The sequence below is a fragment of the Streptomyces sp. NPDC018693 genome, from assembly GCF_044391385.1.
Lineage (GTDB): Bacteria > Actinomycetota > Actinomycetes > Streptomycetales > Streptomycetaceae > Streptomyces.
In genome coordinates, this window is record NZ_JBIRZZ010000009.1 from 81,773 (window position 1) to 104,947 (window position 23,175).

Here is a 23,175-nt window from a genome sequence, read left to right on the forward strand (position 1 = left end):
TGACCGTTCCTCGGCTGTGACCCCTCCTCAGCCCAGCTGCGCCGGCAGACCCGCCCCGTGCGTCACGATCAGCCCCGACACCGCTCGGGTCAGGGACACATACAGGCGGCGCAGGCCCGTGCGCTCGTCGGGTTCGCCGTCGACGACGGCCTGGGGCTCGTCGAGGACGACGTAGTCGTACTCCAGGCCCTTGGCGAGGGAGGCCGGGACCAGGGTCAGGCGCGTGGCGGACGTCGTCTCCTCGCCGGGGTTCAGGTACGGCGTCCCGGCGGCCGTCAGGGCCTCGGCGAGGGCGGGCACACGCGCGTCGGCGGCGATCAGGCCGACGGAGCCCTCGTGGCGCAGCAACTCCTCGCAGGCGGAGAGGACTTCGGCGTCGCCCACGACCGGGCGCAGGTCGAAGAAGCCCGGGTTCTCGCGGACCGACGCGACCGGGGTGAGGCCGGGTGCGATGTGGGGGAGGAGGCGGGAGGCGTACGTGATGACGTCGGTCGGGACGCGGAAACCGGCCGTCAGCTCCTCCACCACCGCGTCCGGTTTGCCCAGGTGGGCCAGCGCCTCGGCCCAACTCCGCGTCGCCCAGGGCGTCGTGCCCTGCGCCAGGTCGCCCAGCACGGTCGCCGAGCCCGTCGTGCAGCGTCGGCCCACCGCGCGGTACTGCATGGGGGACAGGTCCTGCGCCTCGTCGAGCACCACATGGCCCAGCGAGGCCGTCCGCTCGACGAGATCCGCCGCCTCGTCGATCAGCACCGCGTCCGCCGCCGACCACTTGGCCGACTTCACCGACCGCACCGGCTTCGCCCACAGGATCGTCTTCTGCTCGTCCTCGCCGAGCACGCCCGCCGCGTGCTCGGCGAGGAACTCGGGGTCCGTCAGCAGCCGCAGCACCAGCTTCGCCGGATCGACCTGCGGCCAGATCGTCTTCACCGCCGCCTTGACCGCGCTGTTGCGGGCGACCGCGTCCTGCACGCGGTCGTCGGGGGCCTCGCCCGCCCGTTCCATCTGCACCAGCACCGCGTGCGCGATCCGCTGCGGCAGGGCCTCGCGGGCGGCGCCGTAGCGGATGTCCCGGTCGAGCAACTCACGGACAATGTCTTCGAGTTCGTACGCCGGTACCCGCCATCGGCGCGAGCCGCGCACCACGACCACCGGTTCGGTCGGCAGGGTGACCTGCGCGTACACCGCCCGGCGCAGCACCTGCGCCATCCGGGCGTCGCCCTTGACCACGGCGGCCGCCGCGTCGTCGGTCCCGCGCACCTCGACATGGGCCACGAGGTCGTCGACGGTCGCCTGCCGGACGGTCAACTCGCCCAGCGCGGGCAGCACCTGCTCGATGTAGTGCAGGAACGACCTGTTCGGCCCGATGACCAGTGTGCCGGTGCGGGCCAGCCGCTCGCGGTGCGCGTACAGCAGATAGGCAACCCGGTGCAGACCGACGGCCGTCTTCCCGGTGCCGGGGCCGCCCTGCACGCACACGCTGCCGCCCAGACCGCTGCGTACGATCTCGTCCTGCTCCGGCTGGATCGTGGCCACGATGTCCCGCATCGGGCCGACACGCGGCCGCTCGATCTCCTGCTGGAGCAGCTTGCTGGTGCGTGCGGCCTCCGAGGGGTCGGAGAGATGCTCGTCCTCGTACGCGGTGAGCTCGCCGCCCGTGTAGCCGAAGCGGCGCCGCAGTCCGACGTCCATCGGGTCCTTCTTCGAGGCCCGGTAGAACGGCTGCGAGACGGGGGCACGCCAGTCGATCACCATGGGGTCGCCGTCGGCGTCGTGCACATGCCGCCGCCCGATGTAGAAGCGCTCCCCCTCGGCACCCTCCGCCTGCTCGGCCGCGTCCGGGTGGGGACAGTTAAGGGGGTGAAGATAGTCCAGCCGGCCGAAGAACAACGGCGTGTCGCTCAGGTCGGCCAGCGCCTTGATCCGCTCGTCGATCTGCCGGGCCAGCACCTCGGCGTTGACCCAGTTCGCGGTGACATCGCTGATGTCGAGCGCCTCGACGCCCTCCCGCATCGCCCGCAGCGCGGCACGGGACGCGGACAGGTGGGAGCGCTCACGGGAGAGGGGGTCCTGCGCGGACAAGGGGGTGCCTCCGGGCCTGCTGAGGGTGACGGCGGGAAAGCCGGCCGGTTTCCGACCGGGCGGCGGCACTCCGTGAGGGAGGCGGGGCAAGAGCGGAGATTCTAGACGCGGGGGAGGGACGGCGGCCAACGGATTTCAGGGCCGAACCCCGAGGCCCTACTCGTGGCCGGGGGATCCCCTAGGGGAGACGGCATCCCCCGGTAGGGCCCCATGGGGGAGAACGGCATCCCTCAGACCGATGCCGCGCTTATGCCCGGAATCGCACCATGGAGACATGAGTGCAGCGACCTTCTCACCAGCCCCGAACCCCGGCCGCCCGGCCGGTGCCACGCCTCTGACCGGCACCCACCGCCACCGCCTCGGCGACGCCCTGCACGCGCTGCGCGTCTTCGCGGGCGCCGCCTTCGACGTGGTCGTCCTCGGTGAGTACGGCGAGGAGGCGGGCGTCCGCCGCCGGCCCGCTCCTCAGTTCCCGGCCAGCAGCTCGTCCGCGTCCACGATCCGGTAGGCATAGCCCTGCTCCGCCAGGAAGCGCTGCCGGTGGGCCGCGAAGTCCTGGTCGATGGTGTCCCGCGCCACCACCGAGTAGAAGTGGGCCTGGTGCCCGTCCGCCTTGGGCCGCAGCACCCGCCCCAGCCGCTGCGCCTCCTCCTGCCGCGACCCGAAGGTCCCGGAGACCTGGATGGCGACGGTCGCCTCCGGCAGGTCGATGGAGAAGTTCGCGACCTTCGACACCACCAGCACGCTGATCTCGCCCTCCCGGAAGGCGTCGAAGAGCTTCTCCCGCTGGGCGTTCGACGTCTCCCCCTTGATCACCGGGGCGTCGAGATGCTCCCCCAGCTCGTCGAGCTGGTCGATGTACTGCCCGATGACGAGGATCTGCTGCCCGGCGAACCGCCGCACGATCGCCTCGGTCACCTTCCGCTTCGTCGCCGTCGTCGCACAGAAGCGGTACTTCTCCTCCGTCTCGGCCGTGGCGTACGCGAGCCGCTCGGAGTCCGTCAGGTTCACCCGGACCTCGACACAGTCGGCGGGCGCGATGTACCCCTGCGCCTCGATCTCCTTCCACGGCGCGTCGAACCGCTTCGGCCCGATCAGGGAGAACACGTCCGACTCCCGGCCGTCCTCCCGCACCAGCGTCGCCGTCAGACCCAGCCGCCGCCGCGCCTGCAGATCCGCCGTGAACTTGAACACGGGCGCGGGCAGCAGATGCACCTCGTCGTAGACGATCAGCCCCCAGTCCCGGGAGTCGAACAGCTCAAGGTGGGGATAGATCCCCTTCCGCTTGGTCGTCAGCACCTGGTACGTCGCGATGGTGACGGGCCGGATCTCCTTCTTCGTCCCGCTGTACTCGCCGATCTCGTCCTCGGTCAGCGAGGTCCGCTTCACCAGCTCGTGCTTCCACTGCCGGGCCGACACCGTGTTCGTGACGAGGATCAGCGTGGTCGACTTCGCCTGGGCCATCGCCCCGGCCCCGACCAGCGTCTTCCCCGCCCCGCACGGCAGTACGACGACACCCGACCCGCCGTGCCAGAAGTTCTCCACGGCCTGCTTCTGGTAGGGCCTGAGCGCCCACCCGTCCTCCGCCAGCCCGATCGGATGCGCCTCCCCGTCGACGTACCCGGCGAGATCCTCGGCCGGCCAGCCCAGCTTCAGCAGCACCTGCTTGATCTGCCCGCGCTCCGACGGATGCACGACCACCGTGTCCGGGTCGATCCGCGCCCCGACCAGCGGAGCGATCCGCTTCGAGCGCAGCACCTCCTCCAGCACCGGCCGGTCGGTGCTGGTCAGCACCAGCCCGTGCGCCGGGTGCTTGCTCAGGCTCAGCCTGCCGTACCGGTCCATCGTCTCGGCGATGTCGACCAGCAGCGCGTGCGGCACCGGGTACCTGCTGTACGTCACCAGCGCGTCCACGACCTGCTCGGCGTCATGCCCGGCCGCCCGCGCGTTCCACAGCCCCAGCGGCGTCACCCGGTAGGTGTGGATGTGCTCCGGCGCCCGCTCCAGCTCGGCGAACGGCGCGATCGCCCGGCGGCACTCGTCGGCCTGCTCGTGGTCGACCTCCAGCAGCAGGGTCTTGTCGGACTGGACGATGAGAGGACCGTTCACGTACGCGCACATCCCTTCCGTACGGCCAAACGTCCAGTGTGCCCCAACCGCCGACGATCACAGCCGGCCCGTCAGTCGTCCGCCAGCTCCGCGACTCCCGTGATCCGGTGCAGCGGGTACGTCCGTACCTCGTCGGCCGTGTGGTCGTACGCCGTCACGAAGCCGCCCTCGACGCGGACCGGGGCGATGACGCGCTGGCTGGCGGCGCCCTCGGCGTTGACGTAGCCGATCCAGAGGGCCTCGCCGGTGAGGACGGCGGCCTGGACGGTGGCGAGGGTCTCGGCGGCGGAGGTGCGGGGGAGTTCGCCGGGGGCGAGCGGTGTGTCGGCTGTCTTGCGGGGTGTGGTCGACGCGAGGTCGCCCGCGCGGATCGCGCGGATCGCGGCCGCGAGCAGGGTCGCGTCGGGGACCGGCGGGCCGTCCGGGACCGGCTCGGGGGCGGTGCGGGGTGGGGTGCGGTGGGCGGCGGCGCGGGTGATCAGGACATCGCCCTCGGCGGACTCGGCCGCCGGCGCGAAGCCCATCGCGCGCAGGCCCTCCAGCAGGGTCGCCGGGTCGGCCTGCGCGGCCAGCACGGTCGGGGCGAGGCGGCGCAGGCGCAGGGCGGCGGCGCGCTTGTCGGCGAGGATCTCGCCCAGGAGGGTGTCGTCGTCGCAGCGGACGTAGGCCGAGGCCGCCCCGACCCGGAGGTGGCCGTGTCTGCGCGCCACGTCGTCGATCAGGTACGCCAGCGGCTGCGGCACCGGCGTCCGCGAGTGCTCGGTGAGGAAGGCGTGCAGGTCGGAGGCGGCGCGCCCGGCGTCCAGGGCGCGTCGCACGGAGGCCGGCGTGAACCGGTACACCGTCGCCCCGCCCTTCGACTCCACCTCGGCGAGCACGTCCAGCGTCTCGGCGAGCGGGCGTTGCAGCGGGCCGGGCGCGACCGCCGTCAGGTCGGCCTGGAGGAGGACGTGGTCCAGGGGTTCGGGGAGAAGGGGGGCGAGGCGGCGGGCCGCGGCGGCGGAGGCGATGGTCCGGGCGAGGGGTTCGGGGCTGTGGTGGTGGGGTGCCGGGAGTCGGTCCCCGGGGGTGTCCGGCAGGTCACCCGGTGTCCTCGGCTCCGGGTGCCCGATCAGTGCGCGGCCGTGCGCCGACAGCGCCCCGCGCCCCGTGACCCCCAGCAGCTCGGCCTCCTGCAGCGTCCACTCGGCCAGCCGGGTTCGTAGGTCCTCCCCTTGCTGGGGCCCGCGAAGCGGCCGCTCCCACCGCAGCCTGGCCAGCACCGACTCCCGGGTCGGCGCGGTGCCCTCCGGGAGGTCCGCCAGCAGGGACAGCACCCGGTGCCGTACCTCCGGGGCGGCCGAGCGGTCCAGGCCCGGTCCGAGGGCCGAGAGCGTACGGTCCTTCGTGTCCCGCCCGCCGACCAGCCCCGGCGTCCGCGTCGCCGCCAGCCAGGACTCCGCCAGCCGGGCCCACCGCTCGGCGGCGGGCTGCTCCAGCCACTCGTCGTAGGCGGGCGTCGCCGCGTACCGCTCGTCGTCCCCCACTGCCTTAAGGGCGTGGGAGGTGCCCCCACCGCCGTCGGAGGCGAGCAGCCCCGCCGCGTACGCCAGCTCGACCCAGAACGCGGCCACCGGCTCGGACACGTCGAGGGCCACCGCGGTCCGCTTCAGGTCGCGGACGCTCAGGCCGCCCGCCCGCAGCACCGCGGGACCGCCCTCGTGCCAGTCCTTCAGCAGCTCCTCGACCGTCGCCAGCGAGGTGTACGCCTGCGCGGCCGCCGTGGCGTCCACAACCTGTGGACGGTGTGCGGCGGCCGGCGCCACGACGGGCGGCACCGGCTCCGGCTCGCGGTGGGCCCGCCCGCCCCGCAGATGCAGCGCCGCCTCACGCGGCAGTACGACCGTCCCCGGCGCCGTCGGCAGCAGCAGCCCCCGGTCCAGCAGCCAGCGCAGATGCGCCGCCGGGTCCGCGGTGACCTGGCCGTACGGCGGGCCCCACAGCAGGCGGTCGAGTACCTGCCGGGACTCCGCCGGGGCGCCGGCGAGCAGCTCCGCCATCCGGGCACGGTCGGTGAACAGGGCGGTCAGCGCGGACACCGCCGACACGGAGTCGTGCGTCGAGGGGAGGCCGGCCGCCGCCACCAGCTCCTGGATCCTGCCGGGTGACATCCCGGCGGTCGCCTCCCGCAGGGTGGGGCCCAGGCCGGTGGGCGACGGGTGCTGGGGGCTGGGGGAGAGCAGCTCACGGGCCGTGCGGACGAGCCTCAGCCGGTCGTCGGCGCCCCACACCAGCGCCTGCTCACGCAGCACGGCCAGTGCCTGCGGCAGCGCGGCGGCGACGGCGGGGTCGTGGTCGTCGCCGGCCATCAGGGCGAGCAGCTCGTCGTAGGTCGCCGGGTCGCCGGCCACGGCCAGGGCCTCGGCCGTCTGCAGTGCAAAACGATCCAGGCGTTCCAGGGCCCGGACGACCGAGGCGCGGGTTCCCGCGCGGGTGGCGAGCTGGGTGAGGTCCGTGGGGACGGGGGTGATGAGGTCGGGGCGGGCGCGCAGCAAAGTTCCCAGGGAGGCGTCGTCCCTTGCGCGGAGCGCCTCCGCGAGAGAACGGGGCGCTGCCGCGGGGGTACGGGGCTCGTCGCTGCTCATTCGGTCAACGGTAGCGCCCAGGTGCCGTAAGGGGATCTGTTGTGTGGGCGAGTGCGGGCTGTCCGTGGTTGATCGCGCCCACGCGGCGGAGCCGCACATCAATACAGCCCCGCGCCCCTCAGGTCGGGAAACGGGACGTTTCTTAAATGTCCCCTGGGTGAATTTCGTCCATACGTTCGTGTCAGAGCTGGTTTCTGCCCGCCCCCACTCGTCACCCTGGGCTCCCTGTCAACTGCACAAGTCGCCAAGGGGATTGGGGGATCCGCGATGGACTTCGGCCTCGACTTCGACAAATGGGTCGCCGCGCTCAGCATCGCGCTCCCCCTGGTGGCGTTCCTGTGGGAGTTCGCGGTGGTCGGGCGCAAGCGGCTCGGCTACCGGGTGCAGATGGACACGCTCGCCGCCGACGCCACGCAGTCCCCGTACGCGGGCGTGCTGCGCGACATGCATCAGGACGGGCATCAGCTGAAGGATCCTTCGTTCGTGCTGCTGCGCATCGAGAACGCCGGCTCCGCGCCCATCGGTGAGAGCGACTACCTGACCCCGGACAGCGACCCGTGCGGCATCCGGATCACCTTCCAGGACCGCCGGATCGCCAGCCTCGTCGTCACCGAACTGAGCCAGGAGGACCTGCGTGACTCCTTCCTGCGCGACGGCGAGGCCGTGCCCGGCTTCGGCTACGACAACCACGTCGCCCAGCGCACCGGCGTCATCCGGCTGCCGAAGGTGAAGCTGCCGCAGCGCGCCGAGTACAAGCTGCTGGTGGTCCTGGAGCGCTGGCCCGGCGACACCGGCAGCGAGCCGTTCGCCCGGCCCGTCTTCCGGGGCGCGGTCGGCACCACCCGGCGCTGGTTCGACCCGCTGGCCCGGTTCGTCCGGTTCAAGGCGGTCCGTACCGAGAGCCATGTCTTCGCCTCCCGCCCCGCCTGGGTCGGCATCAGCCTCCTCGCGATCGCGGTCCTCGCCCAGTCCGTCACCCTGCTCCTGCCCGACGACCGCGCCCCGCTGGACTGCGTCGGCGGCACCCTGCACCTGCACGGCTCCAGCGCCTTCGCACCCGCCGTACGGGACGCCGCCGCACGCTACGAGGAGGCGTGCCGGGGCAAGGACGTCGACATCCCCCTGGGCGACGGCACCTTCGGCGGCAGCGGCGAGGGCATCACCGAACTGGAGGCCGCGGGCCGCAGGGCACGCATCGAGGTCGGCGACGGCCTCGGCGACCACATCGCCTTCACCGACGGCGTGGTCGGCGGCCACCCCCGCCTGCTGAGCCGGGCCATCGCCTACTCGGCGTACACCCTCGTCGCCAACAAGGCGGCGGGCGTGGAGAACCTGACCACCGACCAGATCCGCGACCTCTTCGCCGGCCGGATCACCAACTGGTCCCAGATCGGCGGCGACGACGTCCCCGTCCACCTGGTCAACCGCACCCTCGGCTCCGGCACCCGCAGCGCCCTCGCCGACCGTGTCCTCGACGGCGAGGAACCGCTCCAGGGCACCGTCCGCGACTGCGCCCAGCTGAGCCCGGACGCCTACGGCCGCTGCGAGGCCGGCGACACCGCGAGCCTGCTGGAGGCGGTCGGACGCAACCGCGGCGGCCTCGGCTACAGCGAGCTCAGGAACGCCGACGAACAGGCACAGCGCGACAAGAACCTGATCAAGCTCCGCATCGACAACCAGGCCGCCTCCCTCGACAGCGTCGAGCATGGCCGGTACCCGTACTGGCAGACCGAGTTCGCCTACACCTACGGCCAGCCGCCCGCGGGCTCCCTCGCCGCCGCCTTCCTCACCTACCTCACCGAACAGGGCGGCCGCGACGTCCTGCGCTCCTACGGCAACCGGCTCTGCTCCGAGGTCGACAACCCCCTGGCCTGCGAGCCGAGCTGACGGGCCGTGCGCGCGGCCCGCGCATCCGCTGCGCTACCTTCGAGCCACGGGAAACACCGCATCGCACAGCCCCGGAGGGGACTTCGTGGGGATCGAGAGCGACCAGGTCGTCTACGAGTATCTGAGCCGCGTCGGTGACGTGGCGCAGCAGCGACAGCTGTCGTCGGCCACGCGCATGCGCCTCGTCAACGAGCTGCGCGACGAGATCGACAAACGTCGCGCCAAGGCCCCCGCCGACTCACCGGCCGCCGTCCGCCGCATCATCGCCCGCCTGGGCACCCCCGACGACGTGGTCACCGCGGCGGCCGACACGGGGCCGGCGGTGCCGCAGACGCCGACACCGGCCGTACCGACCCAGCGGGACGGGGCGGAACGGTCCAACGGCTTCTGGAGCAAGGTGCCCGGCCCGCGCCCCGCCGAACCCGTACCCGACGCCCGACCCACGGTGCGGCAGCCGGGCGACCGGCCCGACTGGTGGCTGGGCGGCCCCCTCCGCCCCGACGCCCGCGACGACGACATCCCCGGTTTCGTCGGCGGCATCGAGATCCCCGACCTCCTCAAGCCGCCCCGGCCGAAGACGGAGGAACCAGAGGAGGCCGAGCCTCAACCCGAACCCGAGCAGGCGGAGGCCGACGAACCCAAGCCGCGCCGACGCCTCTTCACCGTCCCCACCCGTCGCTGGAGCAACCCCCTCCTCCTGCTGGGCGCAGCCTGCCTCGTCGTGGGCGCCGTACTCGGCCAGATCCTGCCGCTGCTCGCCGGCTGGCTCATCGCGTACGCCTCCCGGCGGTTGAGCGACGCGGAGACGAAGTGGGCGGTGATGTGGCTGCCGGGGGCCGCGGTGGCCGGCGGGCTGGTCTGGCTGTGGGGGCGCACGGACGGGCGGTGGGGAGAGCCGATCGCCGAGGGGCAGATGAGCGGGGCGATCGGGGAGACGTGGCCCTGGGTGTTGCGGGGGGCGGCCATCGCGTCGGCGGTGTTCGTGGTGTGGCGGTCGCAGAGGCGGAAATAGGCCGGGGGTTCCCTGACCGTTGGGCACAATGTCCCGTATGGCCTCCGTGACGACCACCCCCGCCCCCACCGTCGGCTTCGACCTCGACATGACCCTGATCGATTCCCGGCCGGGTATCCACGCCGTCTACACGGAACTGGCGGAGCGGACAGGGACGTACATCGATGCGGATCTCGTCGTCACCCGGCTCGGGCCGCCGCTGGAGGAGGAGATCGCCCGGTGGTTTCCGGCCGAGCGGGTCACGGAGATGGCGGATGTCTACCGTGCGCTGTACCCGTCGTACGCCGTCCACCGCGCGACCGCGATGCCCGGCGCCCGCGAGGCGATAGCCGCCGTACGGGAGTCCGGTGGGCGCGTGATCGTCGTCACCGGCAAGTGGGAGCCGAACGCCAAGCTCCACCTGGAGCACCTCGGCATCGAACCGGACGCCGTCATCGGCAATCTGTGGGCCGAGCAGAAGGCGGAGGCGCTGCGCGAGCACGGTGCGAGCGTGTACGTCGGCGACCACGTCGGGGACATACGGGGCGCCCGCGCCGCGGGAGCCCTCGCGGTCACCGTGCCGACAGGTCCCTGCGCCGCCGACGAGCTGCGCGCGGCCGGCGCGGACGTGGTGCTGGACGACCTGGCCGAGTTCCCGGCGTGGCTGGCGGACTACCGCGTGGCGGCCGCGCGCGCCTGACGCCGACCGGCCGCGATCGACCGCAGCACACCGGCCCCCGCGAGCAGGAAGCCGACGCCCATGAGCATGCTCAGCCCGAACATGTACGTCGGAAAAGGCGTGGCGTCGAGGAACAGCGGCGCCACCGTGACGAGCGTGGCCACGGCACCGGCGAAGAACACGACGGCACCGACACGGATCAGTCGGTCACCTGGCGCGGCGGAATTCGTTTTGGTTTTGTCTGGCACACGACCAGGGTAGTTCCCAGCGCGAGAGAACAACCGGGCGACGTCTTGTCAGCCGCCACCAGACCATTAGCCTGGGTACCGGCGGGTCACGGTCGACCCGCCAGGGTTGTTATTGAGCGGCATTGAGCAGCATCGAGCAGCTTTCCCACGCAGTTTCCGACGAGTACGAGGACGAGGACAGACGTGCCTACCGGCAAGGTCAAGTGGTTCAACAGTGAGAAGGGCTTCGGCTTTCTCTCCCGCGACGACGGCGGCGACGTCTTCGTCCATTCCTCGGTCCTCCCCGCCGGAGTCGAGACACTGAAGCCGGGCCAGCGCGTGGAGTTCGGCGTCGTCGCCGGACAACGCGGCGACCAGGCCCTTTCGGTCACCGTTCTGGACCCGACCCCGTCGGTGGCGGCGGCCCAGCGCAAGAAGCCGGACGAACTGGCATCCATCGTCCAGGACCTGACGACACTCCTGGAGAACATCACGCCGATGCTGGAGAAGGGCCGCTACCCCGACAAGGCGTCCGGCAAGAAGATCGCCGGCCTGCTGCGCGCGGTCGCCGACCAACTGGACGTCTGACGCCCCGGCTCAGGGGAATTCCAGCGCTTCCGGGCCGAGGGGCGGCAACAGCCCCTCGGCCGCCGCGCGCGTCATCAAACCCCTGACGGCCGCGTACCCGTCCTCGCCCAGGTCATGGGTGAACTCGTTGACGTACAGCCCGATGTGCTGGTCGGCGACGGCCGGGTCCATCTCCTGCGCGTGTGCCATGACGTACGGCCGGGAGGCATCCGGGTCGTCCCAGGCGGCTCGTACGGATGTCCGGACGGACGCGGCGAGGTGGCGCAGCGCGTCCGCGCCCAGCGACCGCTTGGCGATGATCGCGCCCAGCGGGATGGGCAGCCCGGTCGTGTCCTCCCAGTGCTCGCCCATGTCGGCGAGCTTGTGCAGTCCGTAGTTCCGGTACGTGAACCGCGCCTCGTGGATGACGAGCCCCGCGTCGACCTTCCCGTCCCGCACGGCCGGCATGATCTCGTGGAACGGCATCACGACGATCTCACCGACCCCGCCGGGCACCACATCGGCCGCCCACAGCCGGAACAGCAGATACGCGGTCGACGTCTCACTCGGCACGGCGACGGTACGACCCGTCAGGTCGGTCTCCGCCTCCCGGGTCAGCACCAGCGGTCCGCAGCCCCGCCCGAGCGCGCCCCCGCAGGGCAGCAGCGCGTACTCGTCGAGGACGTAGGGCAGCACGGCGTACGACACCTTCAGCACATCGAACTCGCCCCGCCCGGCCATGCCGTTGGTGACGTCGATGTCCGCGAAGGTCACGTCCAGCGCGGGCGCGCCCGGCACCCGCCCGTGGGCGAGGGCGTCGAACACGAACGTGTCGTTGGGGCAGGGGGAGTAGGCGATCCGCAACGTCTCGGGCGTCTCAGTCGTCGTCATGCCGCTTCCAACTCTCCAGTACGGGTGCGAGCTTCCCGAACCCCTCCGTGAGGGCCGCCAGGGCGTCACCGATCCGCCAGGCGTCCCGGTCGCGCGGCCCGACCGCATTGGACACGGCCCGCACCTCCAGCACGGGCGTCCCCCACAGCGCGGCCGCCTCGGCGACCCCGAAACCCTCCATGGCCTCGACGAGCGCCCCGGGGTGCCGCTCCCTCAGCTCGGCGGCCCGGCCTGCGGTTCCGGTCACGGTGGACACGGTCAGCACGGCCCCGACGGCCGCGCCGGTGACCTCCACGGCCGCGCGTACGAGGGAGGCGGGAGGCCGATGCGTGACCGTCCCGAACCCCAGCTCGGTGACCGGCACGAACCCACCGTCCGACTCGGTCCCCAGATCAGCCACGGTGATCTCATCGGCGACGACGAGCGACCCGACCGGCGCATGGGGGAGAAACCCGCCCCCGATCCCGGCGCTCACGACCAGCTCGTACGGCCGCCCCTCAACCGCGGCCACGCCCAGCACGCCCCCGACAGAGGCACCAGCCGGCGCGGAACCGACCCCGGCGACCAACAACTCGAAACCGCCACCCTGGCCGGCGCCGGGTGCCATGGAAGCGTGGTTCAGCTGGACCAAGCTCACACCGCGCCCGGCCAGCGCCAGCGCCACCGCGTCCCGTTCCGCAGGGACCGCGGTGGCGATGAGTACCCGGGAGACTCCGGCGGCCGCGTCGATCAGTCGGCCTTCTTCAGCTTGAAGGACCACAGCCCGGTCGCCGACTCGCTGTTCTCCTTGCCGTCAGCGGTCCGGATGGACACCAGCGTGGAGTCGCCCTCGGCACCGTACTGGGCGTTGAAGAAGACGCTGCCCGGAATGGTCCGGTAGGTCTTGGTGCTCTCGTCGGTGAGCTGCTGGCCGTTCATCAGGATCGTCCAGCGCTTGTCGGCCATGTCGGGGTCGACACCGAAGCGCACGGTCTCGTCGGGGTCGACGGTGATCGACTCGATGTCCTCGTCCTTGAGGCACGCGGTGATCTCCGCCTCCTTCAGGACCTCGCCCTCACCACCGCACGTGGCCTCCTCGCTGACGGAGGAACTGCCGACGGTGATCGTGGCGATGGGGGTCGGCTTGTCGCAGGCCGACAGGACGAGCAGTCCGGCGGAAACGGCGCCGGCGGCGGCGACGGCGCGGCGGCGTCGCACAGCAGCGGAGTGCAGGGTCATGGCCGAAGGCTATCGGTCACACCGGACGCTCTCCCTACGAGGGGTCCGGCGTCGCTCTCCGTTACGCCACCCGCGCCCGCCGCGCCCCACCCCGCCGGGCCGACAGGAGCAGCCCTCGTACGGTCACCGCCCACCCAGTGCCGACCACGCAGGCGGCCACCGACAGCCCCAGCGTCCCGTTCAGCGGCATCGCGATGCCGACCGCGCCGCCGAACACCCACGACATCTGCAGCAGCGTCTCGGACCGCGCGAAGGCCGACGTACGCACCAGCTCCGGCACGTCCCGCTGGATCAGTGCGTCCAGCGACAGCTTGGACAGGGCCTGGGAGAACCCGGCGACCGCGGCGAGGCACGCCACGAGGAACGCCCCGAAGAAGACGGCGGCGGTGATCGCCGCGGTCAGTACGCACGCGACGAGGGTCACGATGATCAGCTCGGGCGCCCGGGAGCGCAGCCACGCCCCCACCGCCGCGCCGAGCGCGTTGCCCGCGCCCGCCGAGACGGCGACCATGCCCAGCGACACGGCGGCGCTCTGCCCGGTCAGCGGATGCTCGCGGAGCAGGAACGCGAGGAAGAAGGTGAGGAAGCCGGACAGCCAGCGCAGGGAGGCGTTCGCGCCGAGGGCGTGGGTGACGGCGATACCGACGGTCCGCAGCCCGGGCCGCTTCACCGGCTTGCGGTGCGGCCCGTGCAGATGCTGCTCGTCGGCGGCGAGCAGCGCGGTGTCCTCGCCCTTCGCCGAGTCCACCTTGTGCGGCAGGGAGAACGACAGAAACGTACCGGCGAGGAAGATCACGAACGCGCCGTAGAGCGGCCACCGGGGCCCGATGAACTGCAGCCCGCCCCCGATCGGCGCGGCCACACCGGTGGCGAGGAGCCCGCCCAGGGTGACCCGCGAGTTCGCCTTCACCAGCGAGAAACGCGGCGGCAGCAGCCGCGGCACGACGGCACTGCGCACGACCCCGTACGCCTTGGACGCGACCAGCACGCCGAGCGCGGCCGGATACAGCTCGATGCTGCCGGTGACGACCGCCCCGGACAGCACCAGCGCCAGCACCGCCCGGGCGAACATGGCGCCGGCCATCGCGGCGCGGCGGCCGTGCGGCAGCTTGTCGAGGAGGGGGCCGATCACAGGGGCGAGGACGGTGAAGGGCGCCATCGTGATGGCGAGGTAGAGCGCGACACGCCCGCGTGCCTCGTCCGTGGGCACGGAGAAGAACACCGTCGAGGCGAGCGCGATCGTGATCATCACATCGCCGGCGCCGTTGACGCCGTGCAGCTCGATCAGCTTGCCCAGGCCCGACTCGCCCGCCCCGTGCGCGTGTGTCGCCTTCCGGATGCCGCGCGCGGTGCCCGTCACCGGGAAGTGCAGGGCACGCCCCACCGCACGGGCGGACGCGCGGAACCGTCCCGAGCCGTTGTTCCGGCTCCTCCCCTTGAATCCCCGGGCACCACCGACACCGGTGGCCCCCGGGGGCGTCTTCGCGGCTGCCACTCCGCCATAGTGCCCCGAGAAAGCCGTGCGTAGGGCGTGGATGACGGGTGTGGTCGGGTAGTTCTTGCTCGCGGGAGGCTTACGGGAGGCCCGCAGGAGGACCGCAGGAGGACCGCAGGAGGCGGTGAGCGGCGCAGGCGGCCGGGTGGGATTCACACGTCGGTGTAGGACAAGTGCCGGTGACCGGGTAGCGTGCCTATCTCAGCCATCCCGCACAATGGATGGCACAGGTGCGCCCGAGCGCGATTCGGACGCGGACGTCGACGCGGCCCTCAGGTCCGCTCCGTCCGCCGCCGACCGCCGGAGGCAACGGCACCGCGACAGACGGCGTAGGAGAGAAGCGATACCTGTGAGCGCAGCGACCACGCGAAGCCGCACCCCCGACCGCCTGTGCGCCGAGGCCGTCGACCTCGCCCGCGCCGCCGCCGAGGAGGCCGCCGCGCCCGGTGTGGTCGGCCCGCACGTCGGGATGGTCTCCGAGGGCGACCGCGTGGTCACGCACTTCTTCGAGTGCAGGGAGCTCGGGTACCGCGGCTGGCGCTGGGCGGCCACGGTGGCCCGCGCGTCCCGCGCGAAGATCGTGACGCTGGACGAGGTGGTCCTCCTCCCCGGCCCGGACGCCGTCCTGGCCCCCGAATGGGTGCCCTGGAGCGAGCGTCTGCGCCCCGGCGACATGGGCCCCGGCGACCTCCTCCCCACCGACGCCGAGGACCTCCGTCTGGAGCCCGGCTACACCGGCGAGGACGAGCCCGCGCCGAACTCCGCGGTCTCGGCGGACATGGCGGACCTGGCGGAGGCGGAGGACGCGGAGGTGACGGCGGGCGTCCCGGCCAGCCTCCCCACCGCCCCCCGCCGGGGCACCATCGCCGCCGTCGCCGAGGAACTCGGCATGCGCCGGGCCCGCGTCCTCTCCCGCTACGGCCTGCACACTGCCGCCGACCGCTGGGACGAGTCCTACGGCGCCAAGACGCCCATGGCCCAGGCGGCCCCCGCCTCCTGCGTCAGCTGCGGCTTCCTCCTGCCCATCGGCGGCTCCCTCGGCCAGGCGTTCGGCGTCTGCGCCAACGAGTTCTCCCCGGCGGACGGCCGCGTCGTCTCCCTCACCTACGGCTGCGGCGGCCACTCGGAAGCCGCGATCATGCCCAAGCCCCCCCAGCCGGCCCCCCCGGTCATCGACGAGACCAAGGTCGACCCCTTCCCGCTCCGCCCCGCCCGCGACTCGGGCTCGGTCCCGGACGCGGGCGACGAGGAGACAGCGGAACTGGGCCACTCGTAGCCCCCGGACCAGGGCCCGCTACGGTGCGTGCGGGCCTGGCCGAGGTTCTCCCCTCTCCGAGCACACCGACGGCGACGGCCCCCGCCCCACCGTCACCCCCTCCGCCCGGACGGGCTTCCTGTCGTACGCCTCCGAGCGCTGACCTTCTCCCAGAAGGCGACGAGCGCCCGGGCCGTCTCCGCGGGGCGTTCCACGTTGGGGGAGTGGTCGGCACCCGGGATGACCGCTCGGTCGGCCCCGAGTCGTGCGGCCATGCTGTCCTGCCAGGTGACCGGCCAGGCGTAGTCGGTGCTGCCGGAGATGACCAGCTTCGGCAGGGGGACGGAGGCCAGTTCCGGTACGCGGTCCGGCTCGGCGACCAGCCAGCTCCCTGTGGTCGTCAGCTGTTCGGGGACCGTGTTGAGCCAGCGCAGGTTGAGGAACTCGGAGACCTCGACCGGCAGTTCGATCACCTCGGCCTCGCCCTCCGCCTGCTGCATCTCCTGCCACAGCGCCTCCTTGCCCAGCACCGGCAGCCACTCCACGAGCTGTCGTACGCGCTGCTGCTGGTCGGGCTGGATGGCGGCAGGGCCGGTGCTCATCAGGGTGAGGGAGGCCCAGGGGTAGGGAGGCGGGGCGGACAGGACGGCCGCGCGGGCGATGAGGGCGCCCATGGAGTGGCCGAGCAGGTGCAGCGGACCGCCCGTGTCGACGGCCTCCGTCTGGGCCAGTACGTCCGCCGCCAGCTCGGACTGCGCGTACGCGGCCGCCTCCGCCGGACCGGGGCTCTCGTGCTGCCCCCTGCCGTCCACCGCCACCACCCGGTACCCCGCCTCACCCAGCGGCTGGAGCAGCGGCAGGAAGTCCTCCTTGCTGCCGATGAAACCCGGGACCATCAGCACGGTGCCCGCCTGCGGAACCTCACCCGGCGGCACGGAGTCCAGGACGGCGAAGGGGCCGCGGGCGGTCTCCAGGCGCCGCACACGGGTCCGTGGCGGCAGCGTGAGGCTCGGGGGTCGGCTCATGAGGGGGAGGGTACGGGAGGGCGGCGGGGGCCGGTTCCTTCCGTGTCCGGGGCGAGGGCCGACGTGCAGGGCGGCCCCGCTCACCGCGCTGCCCGTCCTGCACCGGCCGGACGAGCGGTACCTTCGTCCTCACGTCGACGAGGAGAGTGAACGTGAGCAAGTACGTGCGGCCGGCGGCCGAGGGGGCCGATCCGTTCGGGACGGCCCGACTGCGCCGCGGGGTCCTCGACGCCTGGGCCACCAGCCCCGCCCGTTTCCGGGAGGACGCGAACGCAGAGGAGGACCTGGTCCTCGGCGGCTATCGCGACCGTCTCGTCGTCGAGCTCGCCCAGAACGCCGCCGACGCGGCGGCCCGCGCCGGGGTGCCCGGCCGGCTGCGGCTGACCCTGCGCGACGGCGTCCTGGTCGCCGCCAACACGGGCGCCCCGCTGGACGCGACCGGGGTCGAGTCCCTCGCCACGCTGCGCGCCTCCGCCAAGCGGGACACCGAGACCGCCGCGATCGGCCGGTTCGGCGTCGGCTTCGCCGCCGTCCTCGCCGTCACCGACGAGCCCGCCGTCGTCGGCCGGCACGGCGGCGTCCGCTGGTCCCTCGCCGAGGCCCGCGACCTGGCCAGGGACATCGCCCGGCACAGCCCCGGCCTGGGGGACGAGATCCGCCGCCGGGACGGCCACGTGCCGCTCCTGCGGCTCCCCTTCGCCGCCGAGGGCACCGCCCCCGCCCCCTACGACACCGCGGTCATCCTGCCGCTGCGCGACGCGGCCGCCGCCGACCTGGCCGAACGGCTCCTCGCCGCCGTCGACGACGCCCTGCTGCTCGCCCTGCCCGGCCTCGCCGAGGCCGTCATCGAGATCGGCGACGCCGAGCCGCGCACCCTGCGCCGCGACACCGACGGCGCCCTCATCGCCGTGGCGGACTCGCGGGACGGGCGCACCACGCGCTGGCGGACCGCCACCGCGCACGGGCCGCTCACCCCCGACCTGCTCGCCGACCGGCCCGTCGAGGAGCGGCTGCGGCCGCACTGGTCGGTCACCTGGGCCGTGCCCACCGACGCCGACGGCGCCCCCGTACGCCCCGCCACCGCGCCCGTCGTCCACGCGCCCACCCCCAGCGACGAGCCCCTCGGCGTGCCCGCCCTGCTCATCGCGTCCTTCCCCCTCGACAGCACCCGCCGCCACACCGCCCCCGGGCAGCTGACCGACTTCCTCGTGCAGCGCGCGGCGGACGCGTACGCCGAACTGCTCGCCGACTGGCGCCCGGTCACCCCCGGCATCATCGACCTCGTCCCCGGCCCGCTCGGCAAGGGCGAACTGGACGGCGCCCTGCGCCAGGCGATCCTGGAGCGCCTGCCCCGCACTGCGTTTCTCCCGCCCGCCCACCCAGCGTTTCTCCCGCCCGCCCACCCAGCGTTTCTCCCACCCGCCGCCGCCCCCGGCACCGAGGACCTCCCGGAGGCCCTGCGCCCCCGGGACGCCGAGGTCGTCGAGGGCGCCGGCGCCGACACCGTACGGGTCCTCGCCGAGGTGCTGCCCACCCTCCTCCCCGCCGGCCTGGAGCGCCGCGTCGAGCTGCGCACCCTCGGCATCGCCCGCATCCCCCTCGCCGACGCCATCGACCGCCTCGCCGGGCTGGAGAAGGACCCCGACTGGTGGTACCGGCTCTACGACAGCCTCGCGGGCGTCGACCCCGACCGGCTCTCCGGCCTGCCCGTCCCGCTCGCCGACAGCCGTACGACGATCGGGCCGCGCCAGGTCCTCCTCCCCGCCCCGGACATCACCGGCATCGACCCGGACGTCCTGGCCCGCCTCGGCCTGAAGGTCGCCCACGCCGACGCCGCGCACCCGCTCCTCGAGAAGCTCGGCGCCCTCCCGGCCACCGCCCGCGCCGTCCTCACCACCCCGCAGGTCCGGGCCGCGGTGGCCGCCTCCCTCGACGACGACGCCGGTGCCTGGGACGAGGACACCCCCGACGCCGAGGAACTCGCCGACACCGTCCTCGCCCTCGTCCGCGACGCGGGCCTCGAACCCGGCGACGAGCCGTGGCTGGGCGCCCTCGCCCTCCCCGACGAGGACGGCGAACTGGCCCCCGCAGGTGAACTCGTCCTCCCCGGCAGCCCCTTCGCCTCGATCATCCGAGAGGGCGAACTGGCCGCCGTGGACGCCGACTTGGCGGCCAAGTGGGGCGAACAGCCCCTCGCCGCCTGCGGAGTCCTCGCCACCTTCGCCCTGGTCCGCGCCACCGACGTCGTCCTCGACCCCGACGAACTGGAGCCCCGCGAAGGCGACTTCGCGGAGCCCGACGACGCCGGTCTGCTCGACGCCGTCGACGTCTGGAGCGAGGACGTCCTCGACCGCTTCCCCGACTCACCGGTCCCGCCGGTCGCCACCGAACTGGTCGCCGTCCGCGACCTCGACCTGGTCGACGACGACAAGTGGCCCCAGGCGCTCGCCCTGCTGTCGCGACCCCCCTTGCGCGACGCGCTCGTCCAGCCCGTACGCGTTCTCCTGCACGACGGCACCCACGAGGTCGTACGGCCGTACACCGCCTGGTGGCTGCGCGGCCACCCCGTCCTCGACGGTCGCCGCCCCGCCGGCCTCCTCGCATCCGGCGGCGATCCCCTCCTGCGCGGCCTGTACGACGAGGCCGACGCGACCGGCTTCGACGACGAACAGGTCCTCCGGGCTCTCGGCGTACGCACCTCCGTCGCCGCCCTCCTCGACGAGCCGGGCGGCGCCGCCGAACTCCTCGACCGCCTCGCCGACCCCGACCGCACGGTGACCGGCGCCCAGCTGCACGGCCTCTACAGCGCGCTGGCCGAGCTGGACCCCGAGCAGGTCACCCTCCCGGACGAGCTGCGCGCGGTGATCGACGGCCGGGCCGAGGTCGTCGACGCGGCCGACGCGGTGGTCGTCGACTCCCCGGACCTCCTCCCCTTCACCGAGGGCGTCCCCCTCCTTCCCGTCCGCCCCTCCCGCGCCGCCGACCTCTTCCAGGTACGCCGCCTCAGCGAGTCCGTCACGGGCGAGGTCGACTCCGAGGGCACGGAACACGCCGTGCCGGAGTCGGTGGCGGTCCTCCTGGGCCCGCGCACTCCTCGGACATACGTCGAGCACGAGGAGCTCGTCGTGGACGGCGTGGAAATCGACTGGCGCCTGACCGACGACGGAGTCCTCCACGCCGCCACCATGGAAGGCGTGGCAGCCGGCCTCTCCTGGGCAGCCGGCCAGTGGCCCCGCCGCTTCGAGGTGGCGGCCCTCCTGGAGGACCCGTCCCGCACGGCGGAACTGGCGAGGGACCGCTGGTTCGACTGACGTCGGAGTCCTACGCGGGAAAGCGGCGGTCGACCCACTTCCACAGCAGCTCCAGGGTGGCCGCCGCCGCCACGGCGATACCGACCGCGATCCACGGCATCGTCATCCCGACCAGCTTCAGGGCGAAGAACTCCTGGAGCCACGGGACGACGAGGACCACCAGGAAGCCCGTGCCCATGGAGGCCACCAGGAGGAGGCGCCACCAGGTGTAGGGGCGGGCCACGATCGCCAGGACCCACATGGAGATCAGGAACAGCGTGAGGGTCGCGGCGCTGGTCTCCGCATCGAGGGCGCCTTCGCCGGTGTAGTGGTGGCGGGCGATCAGGTAGGTGAGGAAGGTGGCGACGGCGGCGACCAGGCCGCCCGGGATCGCGTAGCGCATGACCCGTCGCACGAAGTGGGGGCGGGCCCGCTCCTTGTTGGGGGCGAGGGCGAGGAAGAAGGCGGGGACGCCGATCGTCAGGGTGGACAGCAGGGTCATGTGGCGGGGGAGGAAGGGGTACTCCACCTGCCAGCAGACCACCAGCAGGCCCAGCAGGACCGAGTAGACGGTCTTGACCAGGAACAGGGTCGCGACCCGGGTGATGTTGCCGATGACCCGGCGGCCCTCGGCCACCACGGACGGCAGGGTGGCGAAGCTGTTGTTGAGGAGGACGATCTGGGCGACGGCCCGGGTCGCCTCCGAGCCGGAGCCCATGGCGACGCCGATGTCCGCGTCCTTGAGGGCGAGGACGTCGTTGACGCCGTCGCCGGTCATGGCGACGGTGTGGCCTTCGGACTGGAGCGCGCCGACCATGTTCCGCTTCTGTTGCGGGGTGACCCGCCCGAACACCGTGCCCTCGTCCAGCGCCCGCGCCATCTCCGCCTTGTCGTGCGGGAGCCTGCGCGCGTCGACCGTCGTGCCGGCCAGCCCCAGCTTGGCGGCGACCGCGCCCACCGACACGGCGTTGTCCCCGGAGATGACCTTCGCGTGGACGTTCTGCTCGGCGAAGTAGCGCAGCGTGTCCGCCGCGTCGGGCCGCAGCCGCTGCTCCAGGACGACGAGGGCGGCGGGCTTGGCGCCGGTGGCGACCTCAGGGTGGTCGAGGTCGCGGGCGGCCCGGGCGAGGAGGAGGACGCGCAGGCCCTGCTCGTTGAGCCGTTCGGTCTCGGCCAGCGCGGGATCGTCGTCCGCGAGCAGCACATCCGGCGCCCCCAGCAGCCACGTACTGCTCTCCCCGTCGGCCTCGCTGAAGCTGGCGCCGCTGTACTTGCGCGCGGAGGAGAAGGGGAGGGACTCGGTGCAGCGCCAGTCCTCGGCGTCGGGGTAGGCGTCGATGATCGCCTTCAGGGAGGCGTTGGGGCGGGGGTCGGACTCGCCGAGGGCGCCGAGGACCTGCCGTACGTACGACTCGTCGTAGCCGTCGAGGGTGCGCAGCTCGGTGACGTCCATGCCGCCCTCGGTGAGGGTGCCGGTCTTGTCGAGGCAGACGGTGTCGACGCGGGCGAGACCCTCGATGGCGGGGAGTTCCTGGACGAGGCACTGCTTGCGGCCGAGCCGGATCACGCCGATCGCGAAGGCGACGGAGGTGAGGAGGACCAGCCCCTCGGGGACCATCGGCACGATGCCGCCGACCGTGCGGGCGATGGACTCCCTGAGGTCGTTCTCCTTGACCACCAGCTGGCTGATGATCAGCCCGATCGCGGTCGGGATCATCATCCACGTCACGTACTTGAGGATGGTCGAGATGCCGGAGCGCAGCTCGGAGTGGACGAGGGTGAAGCGGGACGCCTCCTCGGCGAGCTGGGCGGCGTACGCCTCCCGGCCGACCTTGGTGGCGCGGAAGGCGCCGCCGCCCGCGACGACGAAGCTGCCGGACATCACCTGGTCGCCGGGCTGTTTGACGACCGGGTCGGCCTCGCCGGTGAGCAGTGACTCGTCGATCTCCAGCCCGTCCGCCTCGACGCACACCCCGTCCACGACGATCTTGTCGCCGGGGCCGATCTCGATGAGGTCGTCGAGGACGATGTCCGACGTGGCGACCTCGACCGCGACGCCGTCGCGGCGGACGGTGGGTCTGGCCTCGCCGATCACGGCCAGCGAGTCGAGGGTCTTCTTCGCCCGCCACTCCTGGACGATGCCGATGCCGGTGTTGGCGAGGATGACGAAGCCGAACAGGGCGTCCTGGATGGGCGCCACACCGAGCGTGATCACCCACAGCACGCCGATGATCGCGTTGAAGCGGGTGAAGACGTTCGCCCGGACGATCTCGCCGAGCGTGCGGGAGCTGCGGACCGGTACGTCGTTGACCGCGCCGCGCGCGATGCGTTCGGCGACCTCGGAGGCGGTCAGTCCGGTCGCCGGCAGCAAGGGGACGGCGGCGTCGGGGGCGGCGGCGTCGGCGGCTGCGTCGGCATGCGTCATGCCTTCGACGGTACGTGCGGACAGGGCAGTTCACCCGCCGAAGGTGCGGAAGATCCGACCTGCGGAGGACCCGGATAGTGCCGTGGTACTAGGGGCGCTGTACGGCCTCGGGCTCCGTCCGCCCGGCGGCCCGCTTGATGGCCGCGTCGCGCTTGCGGACGTACCAGACGCCGATCAGGCCCAGTCCGCCGCCGGCCAGGCAGGTCCACAGCCACCAGGTGTGGCCGTGGTCGTCGAACCAGCCGTAGAAGGGCAGCTGGACGAGGAAGAGGACGAACCAGACGATCGTGCCGCCGGTGATGGTGGCGACCACGGGGCCCTCCAGGGGCTCCGGCGCCTCGTGCTTGGGGGTCCACTTCGCCATGTCCGACAGCTTACGAGGTGGTGTCCGCCGCCGTGCGCGGCCATTGGTC

At 72.9% G+C, this 23,175-nt stretch carries 18 protein-coding genes; 7 read left to right on the plus strand and 11 right to left on the minus strand.

Features of this window, described 5'->3' with window-relative positions:
• Positions 1 to 27: 27 nt before the first annotated feature.
• A complete protein-coding gene (locus ACH5AC_RS23455; protein ID WP_398864217.1) occupies positions 28 to 2,010 on the minus strand; it encodes a HelD family protein in 1,983 nt (660 codons plus the stop codon).
• Between the two features lie 343 nt (positions 2,011 to 2,353).
• On the opposite strand from ACH5AC_RS23455, the gene ACH5AC_RS23460 reads away from it, so the two are divergent.
• The gene (locus ACH5AC_RS23460) at positions 2,354 to 2,587 is read left to right on the plus strand and encodes a hypothetical protein (RefSeq protein ID WP_398863986.1); all 234 of its coding nucleotides are present in this window, start codon (positions 2,354 to 2,356) and stop codon (positions 2,585 to 2,587) included.
• On the opposite strand, the gene ACH5AC_RS23465 is transcribed toward ACH5AC_RS23460, so the two are convergent.
• Positions 2,545 to 4,188, minus strand: coding sequence for a DNA repair helicase XPB (locus ACH5AC_RS23465; protein ID WP_398863987.1), 1,644 nt, complete (start codon positions 4,186 to 4,188; stop codon positions 2,545 to 2,547). The two genes, ACH5AC_RS23460 and ACH5AC_RS23465, sit on opposite strands and share 43 nt — an antisense overlap.
• Before the next feature lie 71 nt (positions 4,189 to 4,259).
• Positions 4,260 to 6,812: a helicase-associated domain-containing protein gene (locus ACH5AC_RS23470; RefSeq protein WP_398863988.1), complete on the minus strand. Its 2,553-nt coding sequence runs from the start codon at positions 6,810 to 6,812 to the stop codon at positions 4,260 to 4,262.
• A gap of 267 nt (positions 6,813 to 7,079) precedes the next feature.
• On the opposite strand from ACH5AC_RS23470, the gene ACH5AC_RS23475 reads away from it, so the two are divergent.
• The 3 genes from ACH5AC_RS23475 (at position 7,080) to ACH5AC_RS23485 (ending at position 10,390) form a co-directional block, all read left to right on the plus strand.
• Positions 7,080 to 8,699, plus strand: a complete 1,620-nt coding sequence (locus ACH5AC_RS23475; protein ID WP_398863989.1) for a substrate-binding domain-containing protein — start codon at positions 7,080 to 7,082, stop codon at positions 8,697 to 8,699.
• Positions 8,700 to 8,784: 85 nt separating this feature from the next.
• Positions 8,785 to 9,711 (plus strand): hypothetical protein, encoded by a 927-nt coding sequence (locus ACH5AC_RS23480; protein WP_398863991.1) that lies wholly within the window; start codon positions 8,785 to 8,787, stop codon positions 9,709 to 9,711.
• A gap of 37 nt (positions 9,712 to 9,748) precedes the next feature.
• Positions 9,749 to 10,390, plus strand: coding sequence for an HAD family hydrolase (locus ACH5AC_RS23485; RefSeq protein WP_398863992.1), 642 nt, complete (start codon positions 9,749 to 9,751; stop codon positions 10,388 to 10,390).
• Here the strand turns inward: ACH5AC_RS23485 and ACH5AC_RS23490 are convergent.
• Positions 10,363 to 10,617, minus strand: a complete 255-nt coding sequence (locus tag ACH5AC_RS23490; protein WP_398863993.1) for a hypothetical protein — start codon at positions 10,615 to 10,617, stop codon at positions 10,363 to 10,365. The two genes, ACH5AC_RS23485 and ACH5AC_RS23490, sit on opposite strands and share 28 nt — an antisense overlap.
• A 183-nt stretch (positions 10,618 to 10,800) precedes the next feature.
• Here ACH5AC_RS23490 and ACH5AC_RS23495 point away from each other — a divergent pair, with 183 nt between their 5' ends.
• Positions 10,801 to 11,184 (plus strand): cold-shock protein, encoded by a 384-nt coding sequence (locus tag ACH5AC_RS23495; protein ID WP_351927328.1) that lies wholly within the window; start codon positions 10,801 to 10,803, stop codon positions 11,182 to 11,184.
• A 9-nt stretch (positions 11,185 to 11,193) separates the two neighbouring features.
• Here ACH5AC_RS23495 and ACH5AC_RS23500 read toward each other — a convergent pair whose 3' ends face one another.
• The 4 genes from ACH5AC_RS23500 to ACH5AC_RS23515 form a co-directional block, all read right to left on the minus strand.
• Complete coding sequence (locus ACH5AC_RS23500) at positions 11,194 to 12,054, minus strand: 1,4-dihydroxy-6-naphthoate synthase (protein WP_398863995.1); 861 nt, start codon at positions 12,052 to 12,054, stop codon at positions 11,194 to 11,196.
• Positions 12,041 to 12,814, minus strand: coding sequence for a futalosine hydrolase (locus ACH5AC_RS23505; protein WP_398863997.1), 774 nt, complete (start codon positions 12,812 to 12,814; stop codon positions 12,041 to 12,043). Before ACH5AC_RS23505 ends, ACH5AC_RS23500 begins: the two co-directional genes overlap by 14 nt.
• The gene (locus ACH5AC_RS23510; protein WP_398864218.1) at positions 12,784 to 13,251 is read right to left on the minus strand and encodes a DUF2771 domain-containing protein; all 468 of its coding nucleotides are present in this window, start codon (positions 13,249 to 13,251) and stop codon (positions 12,784 to 12,786) included. Before ACH5AC_RS23510 ends, ACH5AC_RS23505 begins: the two co-directional genes overlap by 31 nt.
• A gap of 82 nt (positions 13,252 to 13,333) precedes the next feature.
• Positions 13,334 to 14,767 (minus strand): MFS transporter, encoded by a 1,434-nt coding sequence (locus ACH5AC_RS23515; RefSeq protein WP_398863998.1) that lies wholly within the window; start codon positions 14,765 to 14,767, stop codon positions 13,334 to 13,336.
• A gap of 349 nt (positions 14,768 to 15,116) precedes the next feature.
• Between ACH5AC_RS23515 and ACH5AC_RS23520 the strand changes: the two genes are divergently transcribed.
• Positions 15,117 to 16,043, plus strand: coding sequence for a DUF3027 domain-containing protein (locus ACH5AC_RS23520; protein ID WP_398863999.1), 927 nt, complete (start codon positions 15,117 to 15,119; stop codon positions 16,041 to 16,043).
• A 92-nt stretch (positions 16,044 to 16,135) separates the two neighbouring features.
• Here ACH5AC_RS23520 and ACH5AC_RS23525 read toward each other — a convergent pair whose 3' ends face one another.
• The gene (locus ACH5AC_RS23525) at positions 16,136 to 17,047 is read right to left on the minus strand and encodes an alpha/beta fold hydrolase (protein WP_398864000.1); all 912 of its coding nucleotides are present in this window, start codon (positions 17,045 to 17,047) and stop codon (positions 16,136 to 16,138) included.
• Positions 17,048 to 17,199: 152 nt separating this feature from the next.
• On the opposite strand from ACH5AC_RS23525, the gene ACH5AC_RS23530 reads away from it, so the two are divergent.
• Positions 17,200 to 20,358, plus strand: coding sequence for a sacsin N-terminal ATP-binding-like domain-containing protein (locus tag ACH5AC_RS23530; RefSeq protein ID WP_398864002.1), 3,159 nt, complete (start codon positions 17,200 to 17,202; stop codon positions 20,356 to 20,358).
• A gap of 10 nt (positions 20,359 to 20,368) precedes the next feature.
• Here ACH5AC_RS23530 and ACH5AC_RS23535 read toward each other — a convergent pair whose 3' ends face one another.
• Positions 20,369 to 22,762 (minus strand): HAD-IC family P-type ATPase, encoded by a 2,394-nt coding sequence (locus ACH5AC_RS23535; protein ID WP_398864004.1) that lies wholly within the window; start codon positions 22,760 to 22,762, stop codon positions 20,369 to 20,371.
• Positions 22,763 to 22,850: 88 nt separating this feature from the next.
• Entirely contained in the window at positions 22,851 to 23,126 is a 276-nt protein-coding gene (locus ACH5AC_RS23540; RefSeq protein WP_398864005.1) for a DUF2530 domain-containing protein, read from the minus strand.
• Between the last annotated feature and the right edge of the window lie 49 nt (positions 23,127 to 23,175).

Bases quoted from the DNA above. Each gene is read 5' to 3' on its own strand.
- ACH5AC_RS23455 (WP_398864217.1), bottom strand. From the start codon at position 2,010: ATGCGGGAGGGCGTCGAGGCGCTCGACATCAGCGATGTCACCGCGAAC.
- ACH5AC_RS23460 (WP_398863986.1), top strand. From the start codon at position 2,354: ATGAGTGCAGCGACCTTCTCACCAGCCCCGAACCCCGGCCGCCCGGCC.
- ACH5AC_RS23470 (WP_398863988.1), bottom strand. From the start codon at position 6,812: ATGAGCAGCGACGAGCCCCGTACCCCCGCGGCAGCGCCCCGTTCTCTC.
- ACH5AC_RS23475 (WP_398863989.1), top strand. From the start codon at position 7,080: ATGGACTTCGGCCTCGACTTCGACAAATGGGTCGCCGCGCTCAGCATC.
- ACH5AC_RS23485 (WP_398863992.1), top strand. From the start codon at position 9,749: ATGGCCTCCGTGACGACCACCCCCGCCCCCACCGTCGGCTTCGACCTC.
- ACH5AC_RS23500 (WP_398863995.1), bottom strand. From the start codon at position 12,054: ATGACGACGACTGAGACGCCCGAGACGTTGCGGATCGCCTACTCCCCC.
- ACH5AC_RS23525 (WP_398864000.1), bottom strand. From the start codon at position 17,047: ATGAGCCGACCCCCGAGCCTCACGCTGCCGCCACGGACCCGTGTGCGG.
- ACH5AC_RS23535 (WP_398864004.1), bottom strand. From the start codon at position 22,762: ATGACGCATGCCGACGCAGCCGCCGACGCCGCCGCCCCCGACGCCGCC.
- ACH5AC_RS23540 (WP_398864005.1), bottom strand. From the start codon at position 23,126: ATGGCGAAGTGGACCCCCAAGCACGAGGCGCCGGAGCCCCTGGAGGGC.